This is a genomic window from Pantoea sp. Sc1 (assembly GCF_000255315.1).
Classification (GTDB): Bacteria; Pseudomonadota; Gammaproteobacteria; order Enterobacterales; family Enterobacteriaceae; genus Pantoea; species Pantoea anthophila.
In genome coordinates, this window is sequence record NZ_AJFP01000001.1 from 2,650,660 (window position 1) to 2,676,372 (window position 25,713).

Genomic DNA, 25,713 nt, shown 5'->3' on the forward strand with positions numbered 1-25,713 from the left:
TTTCAATGCTAGTGTTTCAGTGAGTAGTATATTTTTTCTGCCAGCGCATGAGAGATACCCGGCACATTGGCGATCTCCTCCACCGACGCATTCATCAGCGGTTGCAGGCCCCCCATGTACTTGAGCAGTTGCTGACGTCGTTTTGGCCCCACCCCTTCGATGCTCTCCAGTGCACTGGTGTTCTTTACTTTCGCCCGTTTTTTACGGTGGCCCGAAATCGCATGATTGTGAGCGTCGTCACGAATGTGCTGGATCACATGCAGCGCGGGCGAATCAGGCGGCAGCGAAACGCCCTCACCTTCGGCTTCAAAGAAGAGCGTCTCCAGTCCGGCTTTACGATCGCTGCCTTTAGCCACGCCGAGCAGAATCGGCCGCGTCTTATCCCAGGGCACGTCCAGTTCCGCAAAGACCTGTATCGCCTGCGCCAGCTGCCCTTTACCGCCATCAATCAGAATGACATCCGGGATCTTCTCTTCTTCAATGGCTTTACCATAGCGGCGACGCAGCACCTGGTTCATGGCGGCGTAGTCATCGCCCGGTGTAATGCCACTGATGTTATAGCGGCGATAATCGGCGCGCAGCGGACCGTTCTGGTCAAAGACCACGCAGGAAGCGATGGTCTGCTCACCCATGGTGTGACTGATATCGAAACACTCCATGCGCGTGATCCGGTCAAGCTCAAGGAACTCCGCCAGCGCCATCAGGCGTTGATGAATAGTGGAGTGCTGAGAGAGACGCGTGGTTAACGCGGTCGCGGCATTGGTGCGCGCCAGCTTCAGGTAACGGGCGCGATCGCCGCGCGGCTTGCTCTGAATGTTAACCCGGCGTCCCGCCAGTTCACTCAGAGACTCAGCTAGCAGCTCGCGCTCTGGCAGGGTAAAGTCCAGCAGGATGTCACCCGGCAGGGTGCGAGCCTCACTGCCCTGCAGATAGAACTGCCCGACAAAGGTCTGCACCACCTCGGCCAGATCGGTATCCACCGGGACTTTCGGGAAGTAGCTGCGGCTACCCAACACTTTACCCTGACGAATAAAGAGCACGTGAAGACAGGCCATACCGGCGTCGTACGCTACGCCCATGACATCGAGGTCATCCCCCTGATTTGAGACAAACTGCTTTTCAGTGATCCGCCGCACGGCCTGAATCTGGTTGCGCAGTCGTGCCGCCTCTTCAAAACGCAGCCCGGTACTCGCCTCTTCCATGCGTCTGACCAGCTGATTAAGCACCTGATCATCTTTACCGGCCAGGAACAGGCGCACATAGTCGGTCTGCTGCGCATACTCCTCTTCACTGACCAGCCCGGCCACACAGGGACCCAGGCAGCGGCCTATCTGATATTGCAGACAGGGCCGGGAGCGATTGCGGTAGACGCTGTTTTCGCACTGGCGGATAGGGAATACTTTTTGCAGCAGGCCCAGGGTTTCACGCACCGCGTAGCCATTCGGAAACGGGCCGAAGTATTCGCCTTTGGCATGTTTTGCGCCACGGTGCATCGCCAGACGTGGATGGGTATCGCTGCTGAGGAATATGTAGGGATACGATTTATCATCGCGCAGCAGGACGTTATAGCGCGGCTGATAGAGCTTGATGTAGTTATGCTCAAGCAGCAGCGCTTCGGTTTCGGTATGGGTTACGGTGACATCGATGTGCTGGATATTGCTGACCAGCGCTTCGGTTTTGCGGCTGCCGACCTGCGTGCGGAAGTAGCTGGTCAAACGCTTCTTCAGGTCTTTGGCTTTGCCCACATAGATGACGGTGCCTGAGGCGTCATACATGCGGTAAACACCGGGCTTGCTGGTTACCGTACTCAGAAAAGCTCTGGAATCAAAAACGTCATTCACTACTGATTAACGGCTCCGCATTGTAGAGGCCATGTCGAATGGCCAGATGCGTTAACTCGACGTCGCCACTGATATTCAGTTTGCTGAACATCCGATAGCGGTAACTGTTAACGGTTTTAGGACTGAGATTTAACTGCTCGGAAATTTCCGTCACCTTTTGTCCTCGGGTGATCATCAGCATAATCTGCAATTCCCTTTCCGACAAACAGCTGAAGGGAGATTCCGCTTTTTGTGGTTCAATCTGGCTCAGAGCCATCTGCTGGGCGATGTCTGACGCGATGTAGCGCTGGCCGGCATTGACCGAACGAATCGCGTTGATAACTTCCTGCGGCGCGGCCCCTTTACTGAGGTAACCCGCGGCCCCCGCCTGCATGACTTTGGCAGGCAGCGGATTTTCGGTATGGATAGTCAGCATGATAATTTTGATATCAGGGTTGTAGCGCACGATTTTTCGCGTCGCTTCCAGCCCGCCAATACCCGGCATATTCATGTCCATCAGAATGACATCCACCTGATTGGACCGGCACCATTTGGCCGCATCCTCGCCGCAGTTAACCTCTCCGACCACGGCCAGCCCTTTAACATCCTCCAGGATACGACGGATCCCGGCACGGACAAGTTCATGGTCATCAACAAGAAGCACACTGATCAACGGGGAAACTCCAGAGGCTAAAAAGAGGAAGCAATCAGGTAATGTGAGCGGTAATCATACCCGCTTTTGCCCCAAAAGCACATCAACAAAGCAAAACAGTGGACGCATTGCATCATTACCCTCAGCCGGGCGTGGCGCGTCGCATCAGACTTTTCTGCTCATCATCAGCATCGTTGCATATTGATTAAATTCTCTGTATTTCAGAAGATTAACAACCGCGTTCGGTAATCCTGTCTACAACGCATTGCTGTCCGCTCCGGGCCAGTCAATCGTGTGATTACTTTCAGCGATTGATTAGTTGTGCTGGACGAAACGGCCTTTAACGGCAAAGCGGACCGGCACCATCAGCAACTTACCTCCCCTGTGGTATACTCACGCACTGCTGTGCGGACAGATTGCCGACACATTGTCATTCACCAAGGAGAAACTCATGAGCGATGAAGATTTTGCAACTTCCCAGGAAGCCCGGAAATTAGCGGATGAAATCGCGGGGCTGAAGATGATGATCACCCTGATTCTGAAAGGGATGGGTCAGGCTGATGCGGGAAAAGTGATTATTAACATGGAACGCTATGTACAGACGCTGGGCGACAAACCGCAGGCGGAAGTGTTCAGCAATACCATCAAGCAGATTAAAACCGCCTACCGTCAGTAAGCGTGTTGTGTTGCCCCCAGCCGCGGGGGCAATTGGCCTAATTATGCGACTGCCAGTTGACCGACACACCCAGCGTCGGCAGCACCTCTTCCGGGCTGAAGCGTCGGGTGCCCCGATACTTCTCTGCCAGCGCAGGCTGAGTCACCGGAATACGGATCGCAAACAGATTATCTTCTGACAGAATCAGGCCGGGTGTGAGCGGCTCATAGACCACCTGATGCTGCTCAAACATCTTCTCCAGCATTGGCGTTGCCGAACTGATGATGTACTCCATGCCGTGCAGTTCCGCCAGCTGTACCGCGTGCCAGAGTATGTTCAGCGGCAGTTCGGCATCCACATCCAGGCGTGCAGAGAAGCGCGACATTTCCCAGACTTTCTCATGGCTGAAAGGCAGCACGATGCCTTCACTCTGCTCAGGCTCAAACCAGGGCATCAGGCGGGCACAGCCGCAGATCCCTGCTCGGGCATTCCATGCGATCAGCCAGGTCACATCTGAACGATCATAGCGATCATACTCCTGTCCTGGCGTGCTCAGGCGCGGCGGAATAGACCACCCTTCGCCGCGCGCAAAGACGCTGTAACGGTAGCTGCCCAGCTCGGCGAGCAAAGAGGATGGCATATCCTTTAACTGCGTTTGCACTATTTTCATCATGCGCCTCTGACATCCCCATGTTGCAATGATTTTTTGCGCCAGCCTGGCAAAGTTCCGGCGCAGGGTAGACAACTGACCCGTACAAAGAAACTGCCAAAGGTGGCAGTTGTTGATGTTCAAATCAGTCCGATTGCGGCTGCATAACAGGCAATCTGCGTTTTATTGGAAACATTGAAACGCTTTTGCATATTTTTTTGATGAAAGTTAACGGTATGTTCAGAGATGGATAAAATAAGTGAAATCTCGACCGCCGTTTTTCCTTCGGCTGTCCATTTCAGAATTTCCAGCTCGCGCTGACTTAACGCATTTTTCAGTACCATCATCGCATCATCGCTAAAGCGTTCCAGCGTATCCAGGCTTAGTTCCGCTAAAAGGTGGAGTTTCACCTCCAGCTCAGCATGGCAGAGCTGGACAGAAATGGGCTGTTGGGACGATATAGATAATATACCAATGACGCGATTTGGTGCCATTGCAGAGCAAGAAAAACCGCTCTGAAGCCCATATTCCCGCGACTCCCGCCACAGGTTGCCTGCGTCAGCAAACTGCGCCTCCGTCCATGCCATCCCCCTCCCTGGTCGCTGACACAAGCTGAGCACCGGGTCTACCGCGTAATAATTCTGCTTCTCATAGCGCTTAACCCATAATGTGGGATAGGTGCTGTATAAATGAATGCGCGGTCGGGTAAATGGCACCGGGTGCTGAATCAAAAAAGCAAAATAATCGAAGCCTAATGATTCCGTAAAATGTTGCAATAACGCCTTCAATTCAGATGAGGTCGTTAATGCCTGAAATTGTTCTTTCACACTGCTTCGCCAGGCGAAATAATTTTCACTACTCATATTGCCTCAGCATTATTTTCACCCGCCCTTCCGATGCTATTCAATCAGACTCATCAGAGAGTTTAAATTTTTCAGAAAAAATGAATATATCGTCAGAGATGAATCCGTTGCCTGATGAAGCGCCTTTTACCTTTCATCGTCATGGCGGAGTGAAAACGTGTCCCTGTCCGGGCAATGTGAGGTCAGTCACGCCATTTTCAATCACACCCTAAGAATAAGATTTTTCTTATAGGATTTCAATGCCTGTCACCTGGTGACACTTTATCGCAAATTTGCAAAGGGAGCGGAAATAATAAATAGCGCTACTGCTTATTGAGTAAATAATGAGTAAACAAGACGTTAATTCAATTCGATTAACGCTGCCTCCCCAGGAACCGCCAACATATTTCTCATCAGGAAATAAGATCGGCGTTTTTAAACCTCTCCGGCATGCACCTGGCTGCCGGATCATCCAGCCGCTGGGAAACGCGGCGAGGCAGGCGGAGAGGCTCGCTGGCCTGCCGCTGCGGGCTCAGGAGCGCAAATGTTGTGCTGCGTTTTTCTGCAGACCTGCGCCAGTTCTGTTGCTTAAGTTAACCCGCGGCTCCTGACCACCCTCTATTTTCTTCTGCCATCCGGCGGCTTTTTGCTGTTTATCATCCTGACAGCCTGCAAAAGAAAAGGTCAGGCAAAAAATCGCTTCCTGATAAGCCTTACTTATCTCTTCAGCCTGATTTCGATCCCGTTAAAAGCGAAGCGGCTGTTTCGTTAGCAGGCTCACCCTTTATCGTAGTTTAGTCAGCAGAATGACATTAAAGGTAGTCACCGGGTTAAACTATCTGAAAAATAATCCTGTCTGTAAAAAAACAGAGATAACGCCTCAGCGCATTTGTTAATTTTCCCTTCTCATTTCACTTAATTCGGCTGTCTGCATGGTGAAATATTTTCATTCTGTCGCTCAGTGACGAGTATTTGATGAGAGAGGAGAAAAAGGGAATAGCGCATTTATTCGGCGGACAGTTTTACTCTTTAAATAGATGGCACTAAAATCAAATGCCTTAATGTTGTTCTCTCAGCGAATGAATGATTTCCGGCCGGTGCCAGATTCCAGCAGATAACTGGACTGAATTTTTACAGATAGCCGATCAATTATTAATCAAAGATGGTATTAGTCCTGACTGATGATTTACCGGCAATAGCCCGCGCCCCGCATCCCCAGATGAAAATGTGAAGCGTGTGCCGTGTTGTAATCCGGGCCCAGCGCATTGCCAAACACCTCACATCCCCCCCGCCACAAGGTATGCAGCATGGCCGCTTTTTGCCCGGGCTGCTGCCAGTGACGACTGACCTCAAGCTGCTGACCATCCGCCAGCTGGAAGCCGGTCACATCCCAGGCATCGGCGGTGGCATGTTCACTCAATCGCCCCTGCGCGCGATGATAAATGTTACGGCAGGCATAGCTGCCAACATGCGTAATCCGTACCAGTGGACTCTGCATATCCCTGGCGGTCTGTTGACGACTGCGCAGGGCATACATCGTACTGGCAACCGCCATCGGACAGCTCGCCAGAAAGCTGCTGCTGAGGCTCACCGGACCAAATCGCTGAATGCGCAGCGGGTCGCTGAGGGGACAGTTGCCCGTCACTGCCGGTCGTTCGCTGAACGTCACCCAACCGGCCTGCTGAGCGCGGCGCATCACGGCAAGGCAGGCATCGGGATCGCCGGCCAGCCGTTTCATCTTAAGCTGCGTCATCCAGCCCGGAGGATCGGTAACGGCGAGCGGGGTAAAGGGATTGAACTGCGGTGGCAGATGCTGCTTCAGCCATGGCAGACTCATCCAGCCCAGCGCGATTAACAGCAAAAACAGGATAAGCGTGCGCATAACCCCTCTCGCAGCATGATGATTAGCAAACAAAAAGTGTAGAAGCCAGATTCACGCTGCGCTGTGCAACTGACATAACGTGATGAATCCTTACCCTGGCTGACGCAGGATTAACCAGAATGCGCAACGATTGCTCTGGCTGACCATGGCCGGTGTCACATCAGGTAAAAAACTGTTACCGGCTTTGGGGTGACTTCCTCTATCTTATGCCGACCAGCCCTTCGGGTAAGGCTATTCATTATCAGCCAGCAGAGCTGACACAACATCAAGACAGGAAAGAGTATTCTATGGTCGATCAATCTAAAGATGTCCCCTTGACGCAGGAAGGCCCCGACAAGCTACGGCGCAACCTGCACAACCGACACATTCAGCTGATCGCCATCGGCGGCGCGATCGGAACCGGCCTGTTCATGGGCTCAGGTAAAACCATCAGCCTGGCCGGCCCCTCGATCATTTTCGTCTATATGATCATCGGCTTTATGCTGTTCTTTGTCATGCGCGCGATGGGAGAACTGCTGCTCTCCAATCTGGAGTATAAATCGTTTAGCGACTTTGCCGCGGATCTGCTCGGCCCCTGGGCAGGCTACTTTACCGGCTGGACCTACTGGTTCTGTTGGGTGGTCACCGGCATCGCTGACGTGGTGGCCATCAGCGCCTATTTTCAGCTCTGGTTTCCGGGCTTCTCGATCTGGATGAGCGCCCTGCTCTGCGTGGTGGTCTTTCTGGCGCTTAACATTGCGACCGTTAAGCTGTTCGGCGAGATGGAGTTCTGGTTTGCGATTATTAAAATCGTCGCCATTGTCGCGCTGATCGTGACGGGCATTGTGCTGGTCTCCATCCACTACCCCTCTCCGGGCGGCGGTACGGCGGCACTGAGCAACATCTGGGATCATGGCGGACTGTTCCCGAAAGGGCTCAGCGGCTTCTTTGCCGGATTCCAGATTGCGGTGTTCGCCTTTGTCGGGATTGAACTGGTTGGCACGGCGGCGGCAGAGACTCACGATCCGCATAAAGTCCTGCCACGCGCGATTAATGCCATCCCGCTGCGGGTCATTATGTTTTATGTGCTGGCGCTGATGGTTATTATGGCGGTGACGCCATGGACCCAGGTGATGGCCGATCGCAGCCCGTTTGTTGAGATGTTTGTCCTGATTGGCCTGCCCGCTGCCGCGAGTATCGTCAACTTTGTGGTGCTGACCTCAGCAGCCTCCTCTGCGAACAGTGGCATCTTCTCCACCAGCCGGATGCTCTATGGTCTGTCACAGCAGGGGGTTGCCAGCCGCGCCTTTGGCCGGCTCTCAGCCCGCGCCGTCCCGACCACCGGTCTGTTTTTCTCCTGCTTCTGCCTGCTGGCGGGCGTGGCGTTAATCTACCTGATCCCGGATGTGATGACGGTCTTTACTCTGGTAACTACCGTCTCGGCGATTCTGTTTATGTTTGTCTGGACTATCATCCTGTGCAGCTATCTGGCCTATCGCAAAAAGCATCCGCAGCGTCATGCGGAATCCGGCTTTAAGATGCCGCTGGGCAAGCTGATGTGCTGGGTCTGCATGGCCTTCTTTGCCTTTGTGCTGGTGCTGCTGACCCTGCAGGATGATACGCGCCAGGCGTTGATGGTGACGCCACTCTGGTTCGCCCTGCTGGGTGTGGGCTGGTGGCTGCGTCATCGCGGCTCACGCAGTCGCTAATTCTGCCTGTCAGAGAGGAAGCCCGGTCAGATGACCGGGCTTTTTTACAGGCGTTCGCCCAGCGCAGAAAAGCTGGCGGACAACGACGGCCGTTCAGAAGGTAAGCGCTGCGGCCGGGGATCGGGCTGCTGAGGCGTGCCGAGACCAAAGGTAAAGGTATACTTTTCCCCTTCGCCCATACGCAGGTCAGCTATCGTCGTCTGCCCATCCTGCTCACGCAGGCCATAAAAACCGTGGCTGAACCAGGCGACGCGTTCTGCATACCAGCTGCCACGAAACCCTTTGTAAAGTTCGGGATGACGCGGATACCACGTCACCTGTAGCGGACGCGAAGGCGACAGTAACGACCAGTAAGCTTCGCCATAACGGTCGCCGGTCAGGATCACGCTGCGCCAGACCAGCGTATTGAACGCCGTTGGCGTCACCAGTACCTTATCGGTCGGAATCCCCTGCCCGGTCAGCGACTGCCGGATCTGCCAGCCTGCCACGCCCTGAATCACCACGCTCCAGACCAGATAAAGCGAGCTCAGCGTTAATCCCAGCCGGTTGCCGCGCAGCCCCCGTTCGCCGCCACGCCAGAGCGCCACAGCCAGCCCTACCAGCAGCGGCAGCGTATAGAGGGGATCGATAATGTAGATGCTGCCAATCGCATAGGGAAAGTCAGTGAGCGGCAGGCCAAGCTGGGTGCCATACACCGTCATCAGGTCGAGCAGCGGGTGCGTGATCAGTGCCAGCCAGATGGCGGGCCACCACGCCCGCCATGCCACCCGTTGACGACATAGCCCCGCCACCAGCCAGGCAACCAGCGGGGAGATCAGCGTGAGCCAGAGCAGCGCATGACTTTCGGTGCGATGCAGCGTCATGTTGCGTATTGCATCGCCATGATCGATAAAGACATCCAGATCGGGCAGGGTGCCGCAGACACCCCCAACCAGTGCCGCCTGCCAGATCGGAACCCGACGCCCCATCACCGCGACGCTGACGGAGGCGCCCAGTACCCACTGCGAAACAGAATCCATAGATTAACTCCGTTACCGAACCGTGAATCTGCGCGGAATCAGCGTACGCGGATGCCTTCAATGATCATGCGCTGAACGTTCTCGACAGTCTGCTCAAAGAACGCGGCGTCGCTGAGGGTCTGTCCGGTCACCGCCTCCACCTGCGTGGCGAAATCGGCATAGTGCTGCGTTGTGGCCCAGAGCATAAAGATCAGATGCTGCGGCTGGACGCCAGCCAGACGCCCTTCATCAATCCAGCGCTCAATTATCGCCGCCTTATCATCCACCAGTTGCTTGAGGTCGCCCGCCAGTTCCCCTTTCAGCAGCGGTGCGCCCTGCAGCATCTCCAGGCAGAACAGCCGGGAGGCCTGAGGATGATCGCGCGACACCTCCAGCTTCAGCCGGATATAGCGCCGGATGGCCATCAGCGGATCCTGATCGTGCGCCAGCGCGCGCAGCGGCGCCAGCCAGACATCCAGAATCTGTTTCAGCACCGCCACATAGAGCGCCTCTTTCGAGGGAAAATAGTAGAGCAGATTGGTTTTGGAAACGTCTGCCAGTTCGGCCACCTTATCGAGGCTGGTGCCATGAATACCAAACTGCGAGAACAGGGTCAGCGCCGCATCCAGTATCGCCGCTCGCTTTGCCGCCACCGCGCGTGAACGACGCGTTGGCTTTTTTTCATCGGTTTTCACTGCCTTACCTCATCCGTCAGGTGTCATCGCATCATAGCAAAGGGATCTCTGGCTGCCTAACCAGCGTGCTGCACCTTTTTTGCTCAGCCTGCATGGAAAACGTGCAGCGAATTTTGACCAAACGGTCTGAAATGGACCAGTCACTCCACTTTTATTTTTCCTCTTCATTTTAACCCATTGTTATATAAACAATTAAAAATTGTGGCACAGGGTTTGCAAAATTGTGACTGAGCGCAGCCCACAGGGATGAGGCAGGATGCAGTGCCGCGCGTGAAACACCTTTCCCACATCGCAACGAGGTTTCACATGAAGATAGGCGTCTTTATTCCGATTGGTAACAATGGCTGGCTGATCTCCTCCAATGCACCGCAGTACATGCCAACCTTCGAACTCAACAAGGCAATCGTACTGAAAGCAGAGCATTACCATTTCGACTTTGCGCTTTCGATGATCAAACTGCGCGGCTTCGGCGGAAAAACAGAATTCTGGGATCATAACCTGGAGTCATTCACCCTGATGGCTGGTCTGGCAGCCGTCACCTCACGTATTGAAATTTATGCCACTGCCGCCACCCTGACGCTGCCACCGGCCATTGTGGCGCGCATGGCGTCCACCATTGACTCCATCTCTGGCGGCCGTTTCGGCGTCAACCTGGTCACCGGCTGGCAGAAACCGGAATATGAACAGATGGGTATGTGGCCTGGCGATGAGTACTTCAGCAGCCGCTACGCCTATCTGACCGAATACGTTACCGTGCTGCGCGACCTGTGGGGCACCGGAAAATCGGACTTTAAAGGTGAATTCTTCACCATGAACGACTGTCGCGTCAGTCCGCAGCCGCAGCGCCCGATGAAGGTCATCTGCGCCGGTCAGAGCGACGCCGGTATGGCCTTCTCCGCACAGTATGCCGATTACAACTTCTGCTTTGGTAAAGGGGTAAACACCCCTGCCGCGTTCAGCTCAACCTCGATTCGCATGAAACAGGCGGCGGAGAAAGCCGGTCGCGACGTCGGCTCCTACGTCCTGTTCATGATCATTGCCGCGGAAACCGATGAGGAAGCGCGGGCGAAGTGGGAACACTACAAAGCCGGTGCCGATGAAGAGGCGCTCTCCTGGCTGACCACCCAGAGTCAGCAGGATACCAAATCGGGCAGCGACACCAACGTGCGCCAGATGGCCGACCCCACCTCTGCCGTCAACATCAATATGGGTACCCTGGTCGGCTCCTGGGCCAGCGTGGCGCGGATGCTGGATGAAGTGGCTCAGGTTGAAGGCACCCACGGCGTGCTGCTGACCTTTGATGATTTCCTGGAAGGAATCGAGAACTTCGGACAGCACATCCAGCCGCTGATGCGCTGTCGCAGCGCCCTGCTGGATGCACAGAAGGAGGTGGCATGATGAATACCGTTTACTGCGCTCACACGCCTGACGTGACTCAGGTCGAACTGCCAGCCCGGCCAGAGCCGATTGCTTTTCCACCCGGTCAGAGTGCGCTGATCGTGGTCGATATGCAGAACGCCTACGCCACTGAAGGGGGTTATCTTGACCTGGCGGGCTTTGATGTTTCCGCCACGCAACCGGTGATAGCGAAGATTCATCAGGCAGTGACGGCGGCGCGTGCCGCAGGCGTGCAGATTATCTGGTTCCAGAACGGCTGGGACAGTGACTATGTTGAAGCCGGTGATGCCGGTTCGCCCAACTTCCACAAATCTAATGCGCTGAAAACCATGCGCAAACGACCTGAACTGCAGGGCACGCTGCTTTCTAAAGGCGGCTGGGATTACGCACTGGTGGATGAACTGGTGCCGCAGCCCGGGGACATTGTGCTGCCTAAATCGCGCTACAGCGGCTTCTATAACACGCCGCTCGACAGCATGCTGCGCAGTCGCGGCATTCGTCATCTGATCTTTACCGGCATTGCCACCAACGTCTGTGTGGAATCGACGCTGCGCGATGGCTTCTTTCTGGAGTACTTCGGCGTGGTGCTGGAAGACGCAACCTACCAGGCAGGCCCGCCATTTGCCCAGCAGGCGGCGCTGTTCAATATCGAAACCTTTTTTGGCTGGGTATCGGATGTCGATACCTTCTGCGAAAGCCTGAAAGCCCCCTGATCACCGAGGATGACGCTATGCCAAAAAGTATCATTGTTCCACCGGGCACCACGACGCCCATCGCCCCGTTTGTCCCTGGCACGCTGGCAGATGGTGTGGTCTATGTTTCGGGCACGCTGCCGTTTGATGCTGACAACAATGTGGTGCACGTCGGGGATGCCGCCGCGCAGACCCGCCACGTGCTGGAAACCATTAAAAAGGTGATTGAAACCGCGGGTGGCACGATGGCGGATGTCACCTTCAACTCTATTTTTATCACCGACTGGGCAAACTATGGTGCGGTGAACCAGGTCTACGCCGACTACTTTCCCGGCGATAAACCGGCCCGATTCTGTATTCAGTGCGGGCTGGTCAAACCGGATGCGCTGATTGAGATCGCCAGCGTGGCCCACATTGGCAAGCCGGAGGTCTGATGCAGCTGGATATTCTGGGCCTGCAAAATCCCGATGCACCGACGCTGGTGCTCTCCTCCGGGCTGGGCGGCGTGGCCGGTTTCTGGCAGCCACAGCTGGCGGCGCTGACGACACGCTATCGGGTGGTCTGTTATGACCAGCGCGGCACCGGACGCAGTGCTGACACGTTGCCGGAGGGCTACAGCATGGCGATGATGGCGGCGGAGCTGGCCGATGCGCTGGCGCAGCACGGCATCCTGCGCTTCAGCCTGATTGGTCATGCGCTGGGTGGCCTGCTGGGGATGCAGCTGGCGCTGGATTACCCGGAGCGGATCGAGCGGATCGTGGTGATCAACGGCTGGTTGTCGCTGCATCCCCATACCCGCCGCTGCTTTCAGGTGCGCCAGGATCTGCTGCTGAACGTCGGCGTGGAGGCCTTTGTCCGTGCTCAGCCGCTGTTTCTCTATCCGGCAGAGTGGATGGCGCAGCATCAGACGCGGCTTGAGCAGGAGGACAGTCATCATGTCGCCCATTTTCAGGGAATGGAAAACCTGATGCGCCGGCTACACGCTCTGATGAGCGCAGATTTCAGCGCCCGGGCAGCCGCAATCCCGCAACCGGTGCTGGTGATCGCCAGTGAAGATGACCTGCTGGTGCCGTGGAGCTGCTCATCCGCGCTGGCTGCCGCACTGCCCAACGCCACGGAGCAGAGAATGGCCTGGGGCGGACACGCCATGAGCGTCACCGACGCCGAAACCTTTAATACCCGGCTGCTGCAGTGGCTGGATCAGACTGATGACGTGCAGCCCCTGCAGCGCGTCGTCTAAGCTTTTGCGGAGAAGATTATGAGCCTGGATACCCTTACCCCTGCCGTTGACAAAACGGCCTTTCGTCATGCGATGTCGCGCCTGGGCGCGGCGGTCAACATCATTACCACGGAGGGTCCTGCCGGACGCGCAGGCTTCACCGCCTCTGCGGTGTGCAGTGTCACGGATGCGCCCCCTACACTGCTGGTCTGCCTGAACCGTTCGGCCTCGGTTTATCCGGTGTTCCGCGAAAACATGCAGCTCTGCGTCAACACCCTGGCGGCGGGCCATGAAGCGCTCTCCACGCTGTTTGGTGGTAAAACCCCGATGGCTGAGCGGTTTGTGGCTGCAGAGTGGTCGACGGCCGTTACCGGCTCGCCGGTGCTGAGCGGCGCGGTCGCCTCCTTTGACTGCCGGATCACTCAGATTGTCAGCGTCGGCACCCATGACACCCTGTTCTGTGAAGTCCTGGCCGTGGTGCGCAACGACGATTCTCACGGCCTGGCCTGGTTTGACCGGGGATACCATCCCCTGATGCGGCAGGAAGCCTGATAACCCTTCCCTGAAACCCACCGGCATTCATAACGCTCTGGAGTAGACGATGGCACGATCCTGGTTTCAGCAATGGCAAAAGAAGTCGGCTTTAACAGAAAACGGTATTATCGCCCCGGATGAGACACTGCCTGCGGGGCAGACGCTGGTGCTGGGTTTACAGCACGCGGTGGCGATGTTTGGCGCAACGGTGCTGATGCCGCTGCTGATGGGACTGGATCCCAATCTGGCGATTCTGGTGTCCGGGATAGGGACCCTGCTGTTCTTCTTTATTACTGGCGGTCGCGTGCCCAGCTATCTCGGGTCAAGCGCCGCGTTTGTGGGCGTTGTGATTGCGGTGACCGGTTTCAGCGGTCAGGGGCTGAACCCCAACCTCAGCGTGGCGCTGGGTGGCGTCATCGCCTGCGGCCTGCTCTATACGCTGATAGGCGTGGTGGTAATGAAATCCGGCACCCGCTGGATTGAGAATCTGATGCCGCCCGTGGTGACCGGAGCCGTGGTGATGGCTATCGGGCTGAATCTGGCGCCGATTGCGGTGCACAGCGTCTCCGCCTCCGCCTTCGACAGCTGGATCGCGGTGATGACCGTATTATGTATTGGCCTGGTGGCCGTCTTTACCCGCGGAATGGTTCAGCGCCTGCTGATTCTAGTGGGGCTGATTCTGGCGTGGGCGATCTATGCCCTGCTGACTAACGTTCTGGGACTGGGCAAGCCGGTGGATTTTACGGCGCTGTCACAGGCGGCGTGGTTTGGTCTGCCGCATACCACCTCGCCGACCTTCGATCTGCATGCGATGGTATTAATCGCCCCCGTCGCCATTATCCTGGTGGCGGAGAACCTCGGCCACCTGAAAGCGGTAGCGGGCATGACCGGACGCAACCTCGACCCGTATATGGGACGCGCCTTTGTGGGCGATGGTCTTGCCACGATGCTCTCCGGTTCAATCGGCGGCAGCGGGGTGACCACCTATGCGGAAAACATCGGGGTGATGGCGGTGACCAAGGTCTACTCGACGCTGGCATTTGTTGCTGCGGCGGTCATCGCGATCCTGGCCGGTTTCTCGCCGAAGTTCGGTGCGCTGATCCACACCATTCCGGCGCCGGTGATCGGCGGTGCTTCGATTGTGGTCTTCGGGCTGATTGCGGTGGCGGGCGCGCGCATCTGGGTTCAGAATCAGGTCGATTTAGGCCAGAACAGTAACCTGATCATGGTGGCGACGACGCTGGTCCTTGGCGCAGGTGACTTTGCGCTTAAAATCGGTTCATTCACGCTGGGCGGCATCGGCACGGCGACCTTTGGGGCGATTATCCTCAATGCCATTCTGCGCCGTAACCGCGCCATGCAGCAGGATAAGCTGGCGCGTCAGCAGGGTTAACTACTCCAGCGGTGTGGCAGCAGGCTGCACCGCTTTCTTTCGTTTCAGCCGCAGTTCACTGACAATCACGCCACAGACAATCAGCGCCCCACCTACCAGCGCCAGTGCAGGCAGTCGCTCACCGGCGATACGTCCGACCACACCCGCCCAGACCGGCTCACCGGCGTAAATAACCGTGGCACGCGTGGGTGACACGCTGCGCTGCGCCCAGTTCATCGTGACCTGAATCAGTGCGCTGGCGGCGCCCAGTCCCAGCGCACTGAACAGCAGCGGCATGGAAATCACGGGCACCGTCTCCCCATTGGGGATCATCAGCGTAAAGGCGCACAGCGACGCCACCCCGAGCTGGATCAGCGTCACGCGACGCACATCGACCCGACTGGCAAAGCGGCTGATTAAGATAATCTCAGCGGCAATCGCCAGCGTACTGAACAGGGTGGCTATCTCCCCGGCATTCAGGCTGATACGACCATCCTGTGGCCCGGCCACCAGCAGCAGACCGGTAAAGGCCAGCACAATCCCCAGCCACGACATGATGCCCGGCGGACGACGTAAAAACAGCCATTGCAGCAGCGGCACCACCGGCACGTAGAGCGCAGTGAGAAACGCGGACTGACTGCTGGAGATGGTCTGCATTCCCCAGGTCTGCAGACCGTAACCGCCGGCAATCGACAGGCCAATCAGCGTCCCGGCTTTCACTTCCAGCCAGGTTATTCCTTTGAGATAGCGCCGGAAAAAGAGCGCAAGCAGCAGTGCGGCGGTGGCAAAACGCAGACCGACGAAAAAGAACGGCCCCGAGTGCTGCATTGCCCGATGCACCACCAGAAAGGTCCCGCCCCAGATCATAGTTATAAAGATTAACACCAGCTCCTGCCGCGTCAGGCGCAGGGATAAGCCGCGGAGAGTGTCCGACATAATTCACCTGATAAGAGATTCGGAAAACATTGTGGAGGAGAGCGAGGGGGAAAAGCAACGACGTTAACCGCCGGATCTTACCGGCGGCTATCAGGGGGTTAAGCGTCCGTTTTCTTCGGACTGCTGCGTCCGCCCTTTTCGCCGGCACGCGCGGCACGCTGCGGATCGTTTTTAAAATTACCGCCGCTGTTTTTGCCCCCTTTACGTCCCGCTTCTGCGGCACGTTCACGGTTTTCAGCAAAATTACCTGAACCGCCACGATGTGTTGTCATGATGTGCTCCTGTCGCGTAGTGCGATAAATAAGAATGAGAAAGTCGAGAGCTGACGGCCCGGGGCCTGGATTCAACCCATGGTTAAAGAATAGCCAGATTCTGCTTTCATCCCGCGCACAGTCACATTTAGCAACAGACTATTCACCACCGATTTGAGTAAATAACGAACATTCCTCTGGCTTACAACCGATTAGCTGCGGAATTATTACACAGCTAAACCCGCCCATTCCTTCCCTCCCCTGCGTAAAACGAAAGCTCTTCTATACTTTTTCTGGACGTCTAAACCACCTGGAGAGATCAATGGCTAAGATTCTGGTGCTTTATTACTCAATGTACGGACATATCGAAACGATGGCGAACGCGGTTGCTGAAGGCGCTCGTCGGGTTCCCGGCGCGGAAGTGGATATCCTGCGGGTACCAGAAACGATGGAGGCCAGTCGCTTTGCGGAGGTGGGCGGCAAAACCGATCAGCTGGCGGCAGAGGCGACGCCGGATGTGCTGCCGCAGTATGACGCCATTATCGTCGGCACCCCGACCCGCTTCGGCAACATGTCCGGTCAGATGCGCACCTTCTGGGATCGCACCGGCGGCCTGTGGGCATCAGGTGCCCTGTTTGGCAAGGTCGCCAGCGTCTTCACCTCAACCGGCACCGGCGGCGGTCAGGAACAGACCATTACCTCGGTCTGGACCACCCTGGCGCATCACGGCATGGTGATCGTGCCCATCGGCTATGGCACCAAAGAGTTGTTTGATATCTCTCAGGTGCGCGGCGGAACACCTTATGGTGCGACAACCCTGGCAGGCGGGGATGGCTCCCGTCAGCCCACGGAAGCGGAGCTGAACATCGCCCGTTTTCAGGGTGAACATGTTGCCAGCCTGACCACTAAACTGCAGGACTGATTTAATCAAAGGAGAAAAGTATGTCTACTGAACAATCAAAAGCACATCACGTTGGCGAATGGGCCAGTCTGCGTCATACCTCCCCTGAAATTGCTGAGGCCATTTTCGAAGTGGCTGATTACGATGAGAGACTGGCAGAAGAGATCTGGCGTCAGCAGGGCAGTGACGATGTACTGATTCGCGCCTTTGAAAAAACCGATAAAGATCTCCTGACCTGGGATGACAAACCCGTAGAACGTAAAAACGTCTGATTCAGGGGCGGGATCTTCCCGCCCTCAATTTTTTCGCTCACCAAGGAGAACGCTATGTCTTCCTATCAAAGCATTAATCCCGCCAACAACCAGTTGCTGAAGAGCTGGCCATCCCATGATGATGCCGCCGTCAGCCATGCCCTGGAGGTCGCTGACCAGCTGTTCCACTCCTCCTGGAGCAAAGGGGAGATTCAGCCGCGCCTGCAGGTACTGAAAAAGCTGGCTGACCTGATTGATAGCCGTGCGGAAGAACTCGCCACCATCGCCAGTAAAGAGATGGGTAAACTGATTGGTCAGAGCCGGGGCGAAGTCAAAATCTGCTCGCAGATAGCCCGCTACTACGCGGAGAATGCTGAGCGCATTCTGCAGCCGCACACCTACCCCAGTGAGCTGGGCGAAGCCTGGGTTGAGTATCACCCGATTGGTGTTCTGGTGGCCGTTGAGCCGTGGAACTTCCCCTACTATCAGCTGATGCGCGTGCTGGCGCCTAACCTCGCGCTGGGTAACCCGGTGCTGGCAAAACATGCCAATATCGTGCCGCACTGTGCCGATGTCTTTGAAAAACTGGTTCGCGAAGCTGGTGCGCCTGAAGGCGCCTGGACGAACCTGTTTATCTCTACGGAACAGGTCGCGGATCTGATTGCTGACGACCGCGTTCAGGGCGTTGCCCTGACCGGTTCCGAGCGCGCCGGTAGTGCCGTGGCCGAACAGGCCGGTAAGCACCTTAAGAAATCGACGCTGGAGCTGGGCGGCAACGACGTCTTTGTCGTACTGGATGATGCCAATCTTGATGAAGCCGTGCGTCAGGGTGTGCAGGCGCGCCTGAGCAACTGCGGTCAGGTCTGTACGGCGGCAAAACGGTTTATTCTGCATGAGAAAATTGCCGATCGCTTTATCAGCCAGTTCAGCGCGGCGCTGAGCGCGGCGACGCTGGGCGATCCGCTGGATGAGAAGACCACGCTGGGTCCGCTTTCCTCAGCAGATGCGCGCGACCGTCTGGTTAAACAGGTTGATGAAGCTGTCGCCAGCGGCGCAAAACTGCTGACCGGCGGTAAAGCCGTTGACGGCGTGGGCTGCTATTACCAGCCCACGATTCTGACCGGCATCACACCCGATAATCCGGCTTACTATCAGGAGTTCTTTGGCCCGGTGGCACAGGTCTATGTGGTGGCAGACGACCAGGCCGCGGTGGCGCTGGCCAACGACTCTCACTATGGTCTTGGCGGCTCCGTCTGGACGCGGGATATTGCCCGTGGCCGCAGGCTCGCTTCTGCCATTGAAACCGGCATGGTGTTTATTAACTCGCAGAGCGACACCTCCGCAGAGCTGCCTTTCGGCGGCGTGAAACGTTCCGGCTATGGTCGTGAACTTTCCGATCTGGGCATCAAAGAGTTTGCTAACCAGAAACTGGTTGTTGTGGCGGGATAGGCTGTCGCAGGTATAAAAAAACCCCGTCTCGACGGGGTTTTTTATTATCAGCAGGATGGGGATATTACGGTGTCGCTTCAGCCGCTGACTTTGTTTTATCGTTCTGCGCGCTGGCAGACGGTGTTGCAGTATCAGCCTTGTCAGCCGTGGCGTTGTCACCGGCTGATTTCGCCGCTGCGTTATCCGCTTTGGCAGCAGCCGCGTTCTCCGCTTTGGCCTTCTCAGCCGCCGCTTTATCAGCGGCAGCTTTTTCCGCTTTAGCCTTCTCCGCTGCGGCTTTGTCAGCGGCAGCTTTCTCCGCTCTGGCCTTCTCTGCTGCGGCTTTATCGGCGGCAGTTTTCTCCGCTCTGGCCTTCTCCGCTGCGGCTTTATCGGCGGCGGCTTTATCTGCATCAGCCTTCCCGGCGGCAGCCTTATCCGTATCCGACTGCGCTTTGTCTTCAGTCGCTTTATCGGCTTCTGCTTTGTCAGCAGCAGCATCCTGCGTCGCAGCGGCTTTCGCACTGTCGTCATCAGATGGCGTCGCGGCGGCTGGCTGTGGTGCAGCGGCTGGCTGCATTGGCGTGCCCTGCAGCGCCGCGTTCAGCGCCTGAGAGAACTGATCCCAGCTGCAATAGCCGTTAGCATCCGTCGGGCAGCCCGCCAGTTGCAGCGTCACACGTTTCGGCGGGTTTTTCAGACTCAGCACGTCCGCATTGCGCAGCTGATCGGCACTCTGATAGACATATTCGACTTTGAGCAGGTCTTTGTCATTCTTTGCGTCGTGCCAGCGTTCAAAGACAACCTGACCGCCAATCGGCGTTTTTTCCCAGGTATCAGGCAGCTCATACGGCTTCACCTGCAACGCGCTCAGCAGCGAGGCAATGTTTGAATCGTGCCCCACCATCAGCGTAATAGCTGGTGCACTGGCTTTATCCTGATCGACCAGCTGACTGCGGATGTAATCCACCAGCGGGGCCGCTACTTCGCGCGAGATATCCGGACTGGTAAACAGCGCGTCCTGATAGCCATTTTTAATGGCCGACAGCTCTTTCCACTGTTCAGGCGTCTTGATCTGTCCCCACGCCACCTGCTCCAGCGGGAAACCTTCATAATATTGCAGGGTGAACGCATCCATCAGCGAGTTACCCACTTTCAGCGGGCCACTGACATTCGGCTCTTTGCCATTTTCCGCGCTGAAGGTGTTCTGACCGCTGCTGAGATCGCACTGCTTTTTATTGTTACAGGCAGGCGAAGATTTATAGTCAACAATCTTCTCAAGACGCTGGAAAGCAGGCTTCAGCGAGAGTTTTTCATTTTCGGCAGCCATCGCGGCCAGCGCTTTCTTGTTGAAGGCTTCGCTGCCATCCGTGATGACCGGATTAAAGATAGGATCCATGGTGCCCATCGCATCCTGATGCGTGACCGCGATGTCACAGCCCGGGAAAGCGCCATTGACAAAGAACTGGGCGGTCGCAACGGTACGCTGCAGGCTGTTGGCATAGACAAAGACATTATTGCTGTCAGGACAGCTGCCGTTCTTCGCCAGTCCCTGCTGGGCCAGCCACTGACGGGTATAGTTACCCATGTAGATTTCCAGCACGCCACCTTTGGTGGTCAGCTGACCGCCAGGAACGTCCCACTGTGGCCAGCTTTTTTTGGTGGACTGCTCCAGCACGCTGCCGTTATCGGCCAGCGGCGCACGCAGATTGTGACGGCTTAGCATCAGGACCTGCTGCAGCTGCATATCACCTTCAGCCGCCAGCGCGACGGTTCCGACCGGCAATGCTGCGAGCACTGACAATGCGCAAAGACTCAGTTTCTTGATCATTGTGCCTATTCCATTCATTCAGTAAAGAAACACTCTGGCTATCAACCGATTAGCTCGCCTCAGAGCGATGTAATCCCTAGTGTAACTCAGCTCGCCTCAGAAAAGCGCCAGATGTTTGCAAAAACGGTGAGTAGACTATAGCAGAGAGGATAAAGAGAGATGAATGCAAAGCCGGATGCGGCTGAGTGCGCCTTTCCGGCATGGCAGAAGAACAGAGGAAGGCAGAAACGAAACAGGCCAGCACTCAGTGCTGGCCTGTAAAATCTGGCGGAGGAGGAGAGATTCGAACTCTCGGATGGTTTCCCATCGGCGGTTTTCAAGACCGCTGCCTTAAGCCACTCGGCCACCCCTCCGTTTTGAAACAGTACTGCATTGGCAAAATAATCCACTGACATTTTGCCACTTTATTGCCCGAGGCAGATAAAGTGGCGGAGGAGGAGAGATTCGAACTCTCGGATGGTTTCCCATCGGCGGTTTTCAAGACCGCTGCCTTAAGCCGCTCGGCCACCCCTCCGCAATGACGCGCACTATAAACATCCCGATTATCGATGTAAAGCCTGTATCTGACTGTTCGCATGAAAAACAGCCATTTCCTGTTTTTTCGCTGTCAAAATCACCACTCTGCTCAAACAATTAGCAGATTAGCGCGTAAAGAAGGGTAAAACGGCTTTTCCCTCTTTAATGGCCTGCGTATTCTCGGCTCATATTTAGTGTTCTGCTTAAAGGAGCGCAACATGGAAAGAATTGTCACTTCATCGCAGTCCTCACTGCTCTCAACGCACAAAGTTCTGCGCAATACCTATTTTCTGCTGGGATTAACCCTGGCTTTTTCAGCCGTGACGGCCACGGCCAGCACCCTGCTGGCGCTACCCGCTCCCGGTCTGATCCTGATGCTGGTCGGCTTCTATGGTCTGATGTTTTTAACCTACCGTCTGGCTAACAGCCCGATGGGCATCCTGGCCGCCTTTGCCTTCACCGGCTTCCTGGGTTACTGCCTGGGTCCGATCCTGAGCTCTTTCCTGACCGCAGGGATGGGGGATGTAATCGCACTGGCGCTGGGTGGAACGGCGCTGGTCTTCTTCTGCTGTTCCGCGTATGTGCTGACGACCCGCCGTGATATGTCCTTCCTTGGCGGAATGATGATGGCGGGCTTTGTGGTGCTGCTGGTCGCGGTAGTGGCTAACCTCTTCCTGCAGTTACCTGCTCTGCATCTGGCGATCAGCGCCCTGTTCATTCTCTTTTCAGCCGGCGCGATTTTGTGGGAAACCAGCAATATCATCCACGGCGGAGAAACAAACTATATCCGGGCCACGGTCAGCCTCTACGTTTCACTCTATAACATCTTTGTCAGCCTGCTGAGCCTGCTCGGTTTTGCCCGCAGCAACTGACAGACACGTGCATCAGCGTTGAAAACCCCGCTCCGGCGGGGTTTTTGCTTTTACTGCTACGCCAGTTTGCTACACTGCGCCGTCATTTACAGAGAGGAAGTCACGTGAATTTTAACGGTAACGAAATCGCCGTCGATGCCGAAGGCTATCTGAAAAATCCCAGCGACTGGAGTGCAGCGCTGGCTGAACATATTGCCGCGCAGGAAGGCCTTACGCTGACCGACGCCCACTGGGAGGTCGTCCATTTTGTACGCGCCTTCTATCTGGAATTTAACACCTCCCCCGCCGTACGAATGCTGGTGAAGGCGATGGCGAAGAAGTATGGAGAAGAGAAAGGCAACAGCCGCTATCTGTTTCGTCTTTTCCCTGACGGGCCGGCTAAGCAGGCGACGAAAATTGCAGGCCTGCCCAAACCGGCCAAATGTCTCTGACTATCCGGTCGTAAAGTCACGTGGGGGTGATGACGGCTGGTGCGGCTCCACCCGTACACTGTCCACCCGCGCGCTGCGTGGCCCGCCCGCTTTAAGCCAGGCGATGAGGGTCTCGACCTTTTCCGCCTCGCCCCAGGCCAGCACTTCGACACTGCCATCCTCCAGGTTACGCGCATAGCCCAGCACGTCCAGCGCGCGGGCTTCAGCCTGGGTGCTGTAACGGAATCCGACGCCCTGCACGCGGCCATAAACCCATGCTTTAAAACAGGCTGCTGACATACTGCCCTCCTGCTGCTGTTCGTTGCAATTTCCCGTTATCCACCGGACAATGGCACCTCATTTTTTCAGGTAAGCATAGCAAACTATGACAGTCAGATTGATTCTCGCAAAGGGACGTGAAAAGTCCCTGCTCCGTCGCCATCCCTGGGTCTTTTCAGGCGCTGTCGCGCGTCTGGAAGGTAAAGCGCAACTGGGTGAAACCATTGACGTGTGTGACAGTAACGGCAAATGGCTTGCGCGCGCCGCCTATTCTCCTCAGTCACAGATTCGCGCCCGTGTCTGGAGCTGGCAGGCCGATGAATCCATCGATATCGCCTTCTTTGTGCGCCGTTTTGAGCAGGCGCAGCAGTGGCGCACATGGCTGGCAGCGCGCGACGGTCTGGACAGCTATCGTCTGATCGCCGGTGAATCTGATGGTTTACCGGGCGTCACCATTGACCGCTTTGGCAATTTTTTTGTTCTGCAGCTGCTCTCCGCTGGAGCCGAATATCAGCGTGCGGCGATCATTACTGCCCTGCAGCAATGTTTCCCCGGCTGTGCAGTCTATGACCGATCCGACGTCGCCGTGCGAAAGAAAGAGGGTCTGGAACTGACGCAGGGCACGATTACCGGCGAACTGCCGCCGCCTCTGCTGCCGATTACTGAGCATGGCATGAAGCTGCTGGTTGATATCCAGGGCGGCCATAAAACCGGCTACTACCTCGATCAGCGAGACAGCCGTCTCGCCACCCGCCGTTACGCTCAGGATGCCCGCGTACTTAACTGCTTCTCCTATACCGGTGGATTCGCCGTCTCGGCATTGATGGGCGGCTGTAAAGAGGTGATCAGCGTTGATACTTCGCAGGAAGCGCTGGACGTGGCACGTCAGAATGTCGAACTGAATGAACTCGACCTCTCCCGCGCGCGCTTTGAGCGTGATGATGTCTTCAAACTGCTGCGTCGCTATCGTGACAGTGGGGAGAAATTTGATCTGATCATTATGGATCCGCCGAAGTTCGTCGAAAACAAAAGTCAGCTGATGGGCGCCTGTCGCGGCTATAAAGATATCAACATGCTCGCCATTCAGTTGCTGAATCCCGGTGGCGTTCTGCTGACCTTCTCCTGCTCCGGTCTGATGGCCACCGAACTGTTCCAGAAGATCATTGCCGATGCCGCACTGGATGCCGGCCGCGAAGTGCAGTTTATTGAGCAGTTCCGTCAGGCAGCGGATCATCCGGTGATCGCCAGCTACCCGGAGGGACTCTACCTGAAAGGTTTCGCCTGCCGCGTCATGTGACTTGAAAAATTGGCTCCTGCCCCCATATTGGAAAGAGAGCTTTTTTTCGGAGGTCACTATGATTGCCAGTAAATTTGGTATTGGTCAGCAGGTTCGTCATCGTTTGTCCGGCGTACTGGGCGTTATTGTCGATGTCGATCCTGAGTACTCGTTAGATGAGCCTAAAATTGAAGAGGTTGGCGCGGAAGAGAAGATGCGTTCGGCACCCTGGTATCATGTCGTGATGGAAGATGAAGAAGGCGATCAGGTGCATACCTATGTTGCTGAGATTCAGCTTTCGGGCGAAACCAGCGTCGAACACCCTGAGCAGCCCTCAATGGATGAACTGGCGGCCTCAGTGCGTCAGCAGCTTCAGGCGCCTCATCTGCGACATTAATCTGTGGCGGCACCCTCTGCCGCCACATATCTCTTCTCAGCGCGTGATCCCCAGCCGCGGAATCTCAATCTTCGGACAGCGATCCATAATCACCGTCATACCCGCATCCTGTGCCAGCACGGCCGCCTGCTCATTAATCACACCCAGCTGCAGCCATAGGGTTTTTGCGCCCACCGCAATCGCCTCCTGGGCGACGCCCCACGCGGCTTCAGAATTGCGAAATACATCCACCATATCAATATGGCCCGGAACATCTGCCAGGCTGGCATACGCCTGCTGCCCCAGCAGCGTCTTGCCCGCCAGCTTCGGGCTGACCGGAATCACGTCATACCCCTGATCAAGCAAATATTTCATCACGCCGTAGCTGGGACGCTCAGGGCGATCGCTTGCCCCGACTAAGGCGATGCGTTGGGTGCGGGTCAGCACCTCGCGAATTGTCTGGTCGTTCATCGTTATCTCCTTTCAGGCCAGAGTTGAGTGTAGATGGGCACACCCCCGAACGGTTAAGTCAGTGACGTAATTAATTGAGCCAGCGCACGATTAAATATGTTTAAATGTAAACTCACTGCCATAATGTAAGAATTTGCTACACATAATCCTGTGTGTCATCAGTTACCGGAGTTGAAATGAAGCTGTCGCTGGCTGTAATGGGGTGGGTCGCTCTCCTCGTTTCGGCGTCCTGTTCTGCCATCACGTTAAAGCTCGATCCGCAAATCGATCTGCTGGTGCTGGATGGCCGTAAGATTTCAGGCTCGCTCCTCAAGGGCGCAGACAGTTTAGAGCTGGACCGGGGTCAGCATCAGTTTCTGTTTCGGGTAGAGCAGCAACGAAAAGGTCAGAAAGAGAGCACCCTCGCCTATCAATCGGTGCCGATGATCGTCACCTTCACTGCCGTGGCTAAAACCATTACCATCCGGCTGCCTGCGCTGGAGACAAAACGTGAGCGCTATCACTTCGATCGCAGCCTGAATTTTCTGCTGGTGGATGAGAAAGGGAACGAAATCACCAGCCTGCGCGATCGTCTGCCTGCCGCGCCTGCTGTCGACATGGAAAAAGCGATGGTGAACTACAATCGCACCGGTCAGATCGCCTCTGTGCCTCGTTTTGCCCATTCAGCCTCTGAGACGCCTTCTGCGGTCAGCCTTACCGCCGATCTCGACTGGACGATTGAGGCGGAGCATCCCTCACTTCACCGCTGGTTTCAGCGCTTTGACGAAGCGACGCGTCAGCAGTTTCTGACGCTGGTCAAAATGCTGCGCACCAGTTGAT

At 56.1% G+C, this 25,713-nt stretch carries 28 protein-coding genes and 2 tRNA genes; 16 read left to right on the top strand and 14 right to left on the bottom strand.

What is annotated here, in order from left to right; translation table 11 throughout:
* Positions 1 to 8: 8 nt before the first annotated feature.
* Together uvrC and uvrY are read right to left on the bottom strand one after the other, a co-directional pair.
* Complete coding sequence (uvrC, locus tag S7A_RS12300) at positions 9 to 1,841, bottom strand: excinuclease ABC subunit UvrC (RefSeq protein WP_009090978.1); 1,833 nt, start codon at positions 1,839 to 1,841, stop codon at positions 9 to 11.
* Entirely contained in the window at positions 1,834 to 2,493 is a 660-nt protein-coding gene (uvrY, locus tag S7A_RS12305; RefSeq protein WP_009090981.1) for a UvrY/SirA/GacA family response regulator transcription factor, read from the bottom strand. Before uvrY ends, uvrC begins: the two co-directional genes overlap by 8 nt.
* 430 nt (positions 2,494 to 2,923) lie before the next feature.
* Between uvrY and S7A_RS12310 the strand changes: the two genes are divergently transcribed.
* Entirely contained in the window at positions 2,924 to 3,148 is a 225-nt protein-coding gene (locus S7A_RS12310; RefSeq protein WP_003849983.1) for a DUF2594 family protein, read from the top strand.
* A 37-nt stretch (positions 3,149 to 3,185) separates the two neighbouring features.
* Here the strand turns inward: S7A_RS12310 and S7A_RS12315 are convergent, their stop codons facing one another.
* The 3 genes from S7A_RS12315 to S7A_RS12325 all read right to left on the bottom strand — a co-directional run bounded on the left by S7A_RS12315 (position 3,186) and on the right by S7A_RS12325 (position 6,500).
* Positions 3,186 to 3,797, bottom strand: coding sequence for an acyl-homoserine-lactone synthase (locus tag S7A_RS12315; RefSeq protein WP_033736343.1), 612 nt, complete (start codon positions 3,795 to 3,797; stop codon positions 3,186 to 3,188).
* 119 nt (positions 3,798 to 3,916) lie between these two features.
* On the bottom strand, positions 3,917 to 4,639 hold the full coding sequence (gene sdiA / locus S7A_RS12320; RefSeq protein ID WP_009090985.1) for a transcriptional regulator SdiA: 723 nt from the start codon (positions 4,637 to 4,639) through the stop codon (positions 3,917 to 3,919).
* A 1,165-nt stretch (positions 4,640 to 5,804) separates the two neighbouring features.
* Positions 5,805 to 6,500 (bottom strand): extensin family protein, encoded by a 696-nt coding sequence (locus S7A_RS12325; protein ID WP_009090987.1) that lies wholly within the window; start codon positions 6,498 to 6,500, stop codon positions 5,805 to 5,807.
* 287 nt (positions 6,501 to 6,787) lie between these two features.
* Here S7A_RS12325 and cycA point away from each other — a divergent pair, with 287 nt between their 5' ends.
* A complete protein-coding gene (cycA, locus tag S7A_RS12330; RefSeq protein WP_009090989.1) occupies positions 6,788 to 8,188 on the top strand; it encodes a D-serine/D-alanine/glycine transporter in 1,401 nt (466 codons plus the stop codon).
* A 44-nt stretch (positions 8,189 to 8,232) separates the two neighbouring features.
* On the opposite strand, the gene S7A_RS12335 is transcribed toward cycA, so the two are convergent.
* Together S7A_RS12335 and rutR are read right to left on the bottom strand one after the other, a co-directional pair.
* Positions 8,233 to 9,207: a metal-dependent hydrolase gene (locus S7A_RS12335; RefSeq protein ID WP_009090991.1), complete on the bottom strand. Its 975-nt coding sequence runs from the start codon at positions 9,205 to 9,207 to the stop codon at positions 8,233 to 8,235.
* Positions 9,208 to 9,245: 38 nt separating this feature from the next.
* The gene (gene rutR / locus S7A_RS12340) at positions 9,246 to 9,881 is read right to left on the bottom strand and encodes an HTH-type transcriptional regulator RutR (RefSeq protein WP_009090993.1); all 636 of its coding nucleotides are present in this window, start codon (positions 9,879 to 9,881) and stop codon (positions 9,246 to 9,248) included.
* Between the two features lie 306 nt (positions 9,882 to 10,187).
* On the opposite strand from rutR, the gene rutA reads away from it, so the two are divergent.
* From rutA to rutG, 6 genes are read left to right on the top strand one after another with little or no spacing between them, the layout of a single operon-like run.
* On the top strand, positions 10,188 to 11,279 hold the full coding sequence (rutA, locus tag S7A_RS12345; RefSeq protein ID WP_009090995.1) for a pyrimidine utilization protein A: 1,092 nt from the start codon (positions 10,188 to 10,190) through the stop codon (positions 11,277 to 11,279).
* Positions 11,279 to 11,992 (top strand): pyrimidine utilization protein B, encoded by a 714-nt coding sequence (gene rutB / locus S7A_RS12350; RefSeq protein WP_033736577.1) that lies wholly within the window; start codon positions 11,279 to 11,281, stop codon positions 11,990 to 11,992. The genes rutA and rutB overlap by 1 nt, the downstream gene beginning before the upstream one ends.
* Positions 11,993 to 12,009: 17 nt before the next feature.
* A complete protein-coding gene (gene rutC, locus S7A_RS12355; RefSeq protein WP_009090999.1) occupies positions 12,010 to 12,405 on the top strand; it encodes a pyrimidine utilization protein C in 396 nt (131 codons plus the stop codon).
* Complete coding sequence (rutD, locus tag S7A_RS12360; RefSeq protein WP_009091000.1) at positions 12,405 to 13,211, top strand: pyrimidine utilization protein D; 807 nt, start codon at positions 12,405 to 12,407, stop codon at positions 13,209 to 13,211. The genes rutC and rutD overlap by 1 nt, the downstream gene beginning before the upstream one ends.
* 18 nt (positions 13,212 to 13,229) lie before the next feature.
* Complete coding sequence (gene rutF, locus S7A_RS12365) at positions 13,230 to 13,742, top strand: NADH-dependent FMN reductase RutF (protein ID WP_033736345.1); 513 nt, start codon at positions 13,230 to 13,232, stop codon at positions 13,740 to 13,742.
* Positions 13,743 to 13,791: 49 nt separating this feature from the next.
* Positions 13,792 to 15,117, top strand: a complete 1,326-nt coding sequence (rutG, locus tag S7A_RS12370) for a pyrimidine utilization transport protein G (RefSeq protein ID WP_009091004.1) — start codon at positions 13,792 to 13,794, stop codon at positions 15,115 to 15,117.
* On the opposite strand, the gene S7A_RS12375 is transcribed toward rutG, so the two are convergent.
* Complete coding sequence (locus S7A_RS12375) at positions 15,118 to 16,032, bottom strand: DMT family transporter (RefSeq protein WP_009091006.1); 915 nt, start codon at positions 16,030 to 16,032, stop codon at positions 15,118 to 15,120.
* Between the two features lie 98 nt (positions 16,033 to 16,130).
* Entirely contained in the window at positions 16,131 to 16,304 is a 174-nt protein-coding gene (locus tag S7A_RS12380) for a general stress protein (RefSeq protein WP_009091008.1), read from the bottom strand.
* A 301-nt stretch (positions 16,305 to 16,605) separates the two neighbouring features.
* On the opposite strand from S7A_RS12380, the gene wrbA reads away from it, so the two are divergent.
* The 3 genes from wrbA to S7A_RS12395 are packed head-to-tail and all read left to right on the top strand — an operon-like array spanning position 16,606 to position 18,884.
* Positions 16,606 to 17,205 (top strand): NAD(P)H:quinone oxidoreductase, encoded by a 600-nt coding sequence (gene wrbA / locus S7A_RS12385; protein ID WP_009091010.1) that lies wholly within the window; start codon positions 16,606 to 16,608, stop codon positions 17,203 to 17,205.
* 20 nt (positions 17,206 to 17,225) lie between these two features.
* Positions 17,226 to 17,456 (top strand): YccJ family protein, encoded by a 231-nt coding sequence (locus tag S7A_RS12390; protein WP_009091011.1) that lies wholly within the window; start codon positions 17,226 to 17,228, stop codon positions 17,454 to 17,456.
* Between the two features lie 54 nt (positions 17,457 to 17,510).
* Positions 17,511 to 18,884, top strand: coding sequence for an NAD-dependent succinate-semialdehyde dehydrogenase (locus S7A_RS12395; RefSeq protein ID WP_009091013.1), 1,374 nt, complete (start codon positions 17,511 to 17,513; stop codon positions 18,882 to 18,884).
* A gap of 64 nt (positions 18,885 to 18,948) precedes the next feature.
* Here S7A_RS12395 and agp read toward each other — a convergent pair whose 3' ends face one another.
* The 3 genes from agp to S7A_RS12410 all read right to left on the bottom strand — a co-directional run bounded on the left by agp (position 18,949) and on the right by S7A_RS12410 (position 21,208).
* Positions 18,949 to 20,694, bottom strand: a complete 1,746-nt coding sequence (gene agp, locus S7A_RS12400; RefSeq protein WP_083837636.1) for a bifunctional glucose-1-phosphatase/inositol phosphatase — start codon at positions 20,692 to 20,694, stop codon at positions 18,949 to 18,951.
* A gap of 265 nt (positions 20,695 to 20,959) precedes the next feature.
* Positions 20,960 to 21,047 (bottom strand) — tRNA-Ser (locus S7A_RS12405).
* A 73-nt stretch (positions 21,048 to 21,120) separates the two neighbouring features.
* Positions 21,121 to 21,208: transfer RNA gene (locus tag S7A_RS12410), tRNA-Ser, on the bottom strand.
* A gap of 220 nt (positions 21,209 to 21,428) precedes the next feature.
* Between S7A_RS12410 and yccA the strand changes: the two genes are divergently transcribed.
* Positions 21,429 to 22,082: an FtsH protease modulator YccA gene (gene yccA, locus S7A_RS12415; RefSeq protein ID WP_009091017.1), complete on the top strand. Its 654-nt coding sequence runs from the start codon at positions 21,429 to 21,431 to the stop codon at positions 22,080 to 22,082.
* Positions 22,083 to 22,186: 104 nt separating this feature from the next.
* Complete coding sequence (locus S7A_RS12420) at positions 22,187 to 22,513, top strand: TusE/DsrC/DsvC family sulfur relay protein (RefSeq protein ID WP_009091019.1); 327 nt, start codon at positions 22,187 to 22,189, stop codon at positions 22,511 to 22,513.
* Here the strand turns inward: S7A_RS12420 and yccX are convergent, their stop codons facing one another.
* On the bottom strand, positions 22,514 to 22,792 hold the full coding sequence (gene yccX, locus S7A_RS12425; protein ID WP_009091021.1) for an acylphosphatase: 279 nt from the start codon (positions 22,790 to 22,792) through the stop codon (positions 22,514 to 22,516).
* Positions 22,793 to 22,877: 85 nt separating this feature from the next.
* On the opposite strand from yccX, the gene rlmI reads away from it, so the two are divergent.
* Together rlmI and hspQ are read left to right on the top strand one after the other, a co-directional pair.
* Complete coding sequence (gene rlmI / locus S7A_RS12430) at positions 22,878 to 24,068, top strand: 23S rRNA (cytosine(1962)-C(5))-methyltransferase RlmI (RefSeq protein WP_009091023.1); 1,191 nt, start codon at positions 22,878 to 22,880, stop codon at positions 24,066 to 24,068.
* A gap of 58 nt (positions 24,069 to 24,126) precedes the next feature.
* The gene (gene hspQ, locus S7A_RS12435; protein WP_009091024.1) at positions 24,127 to 24,444 is read left to right on the top strand and encodes a heat shock protein HspQ; all 318 of its coding nucleotides are present in this window, start codon (positions 24,127 to 24,129) and stop codon (positions 24,442 to 24,444) included.
* A 36-nt stretch (positions 24,445 to 24,480) separates the two neighbouring features.
* Here the strand turns inward: hspQ and S7A_RS12440 are convergent, their stop codons facing one another.
* Entirely contained in the window at positions 24,481 to 24,894 is a 414-nt protein-coding gene (locus S7A_RS12440) for a CoA-binding protein (RefSeq protein WP_009091026.1), read from the bottom strand.
* Positions 24,895 to 25,070: 176 nt separating this feature from the next.
* Here S7A_RS12440 and S7A_RS12445 point away from each other — a divergent pair, with 176 nt between their 5' ends.
* Positions 25,071 to 25,712: a DUF2057 family protein gene (locus S7A_RS12445; protein ID WP_009091028.1), complete on the top strand. Its 642-nt coding sequence runs from the start codon at positions 25,071 to 25,073 to the stop codon at positions 25,710 to 25,712.
* The last annotated feature ends 1 nt before the right edge of the window (position 25,713 follow it).

Coding starts and splice junctions, on each gene's coding strand:
- rutA (WP_009090995.1), top strand. CDS start 10,188: ATGAAGATAGGCGTCTTTATTCCGATTGGTAACAATGGCTGGCTGATC.
- S7A_RS12335 (WP_009090991.1), bottom strand. CDS start 9,207: ATGGATTCTGTTTCGCAGTGGGTACTGGGCGCCTCCGTCAGCGTCGCG.
- rutC (WP_009090999.1), top strand. CDS start 12,010: ATGCCAAAAAGTATCATTGTTCCACCGGGCACCACGACGCCCATCGCC.
- cycA (WP_009090989.1), top strand. CDS start 6,788: ATGGTCGATCAATCTAAAGATGTCCCCTTGACGCAGGAAGGCCCCGAC.
- S7A_RS12325 (WP_009090987.1), bottom strand. CDS start 6,500: ATGCGCACGCTTATCCTGTTTTTGCTGTTAATCGCGCTGGGCTGGATG.
- rlmI (WP_009091023.1), top strand. CDS start 22,878: ATGACAGTCAGATTGATTCTCGCAAAGGGACGTGAAAAGTCCCTGCTC.
- S7A_RS12440 (WP_009091026.1), bottom strand. CDS start 24,894: ATGAACGACCAGACAATTCGCGAGGTGCTGACCCGCACCCAACGCATC.
- S7A_RS12315 (WP_033736343.1), bottom strand. CDS start 3,797: ATGAAAATAGTGCAAACGCAGTTAAAGGATATGCCATCCTCTTTGCTC.
- agp (WP_083837636.1), bottom strand. CDS start 20,694: ATGATCAAGAAACTGAGTCTTTGCGCATTGTCAGTGCTCGCAGCATTG.
- hspQ (WP_009091024.1), top strand. CDS start 24,127: ATGATTGCCAGTAAATTTGGTATTGGTCAGCAGGTTCGTCATCGTTTG.
- yccA (WP_009091017.1), top strand. CDS start 21,429: ATGGAAAGAATTGTCACTTCATCGCAGTCCTCACTGCTCTCAACGCAC.
- yccX (WP_009091021.1), bottom strand. CDS start 22,792: ATGTCAGCAGCCTGTTTTAAAGCATGGGTTTATGGCCGCGTGCAGGGC.
- S7A_RS12395 (WP_009091013.1), top strand. CDS start 17,511: ATGTCTTCCTATCAAAGCATTAATCCCGCCAACAACCAGTTGCTGAAG.
- sdiA (WP_009090985.1), bottom strand. CDS start 4,639: ATGAGTAGTGAAAATTATTTCGCCTGGCGAAGCAGTGTGAAAGAACAA.
- S7A_RS12375 (WP_009091006.1), bottom strand. CDS start 16,032: ATGTCGGACACTCTCCGCGGCTTATCCCTGCGCCTGACGCGGCAGGAG.
- S7A_RS12380 (WP_009091008.1), bottom strand. CDS start 16,304: ATGACAACACATCGTGGCGGTTCAGGTAATTTTGCTGAAAACCGTGAA.
- wrbA (WP_009091010.1), top strand. CDS start 16,606: ATGGCTAAGATTCTGGTGCTTTATTACTCAATGTACGGACATATCGAA.
- S7A_RS12445 (WP_009091028.1), top strand. CDS start 25,071: ATGAAGCTGTCGCTGGCTGTAATGGGGTGGGTCGCTCTCCTCGTTTCG.
- rutD (WP_009091000.1), top strand. CDS start 12,405: ATGCAGCTGGATATTCTGGGCCTGCAAAATCCCGATGCACCGACGCTG.
- rutB (WP_033736577.1), top strand. CDS start 11,279: ATGAATACCGTTTACTGCGCTCACACGCCTGACGTGACTCAGGTCGAA.
- rutF (WP_033736345.1), top strand. CDS start 13,230: ATGAGCCTGGATACCCTTACCCCTGCCGTTGACAAAACGGCCTTTCGT.
- rutG (WP_009091004.1), top strand. CDS start 13,792: ATGGCACGATCCTGGTTTCAGCAATGGCAAAAGAAGTCGGCTTTAACA.
- S7A_RS12310 (WP_003849983.1), top strand. CDS start 2,924: ATGAGCGATGAAGATTTTGCAACTTCCCAGGAAGCCCGGAAATTAGCG.
- S7A_RS12390 (WP_009091011.1), top strand. CDS start 17,226: ATGTCTACTGAACAATCAAAAGCACATCACGTTGGCGAATGGGCCAGT.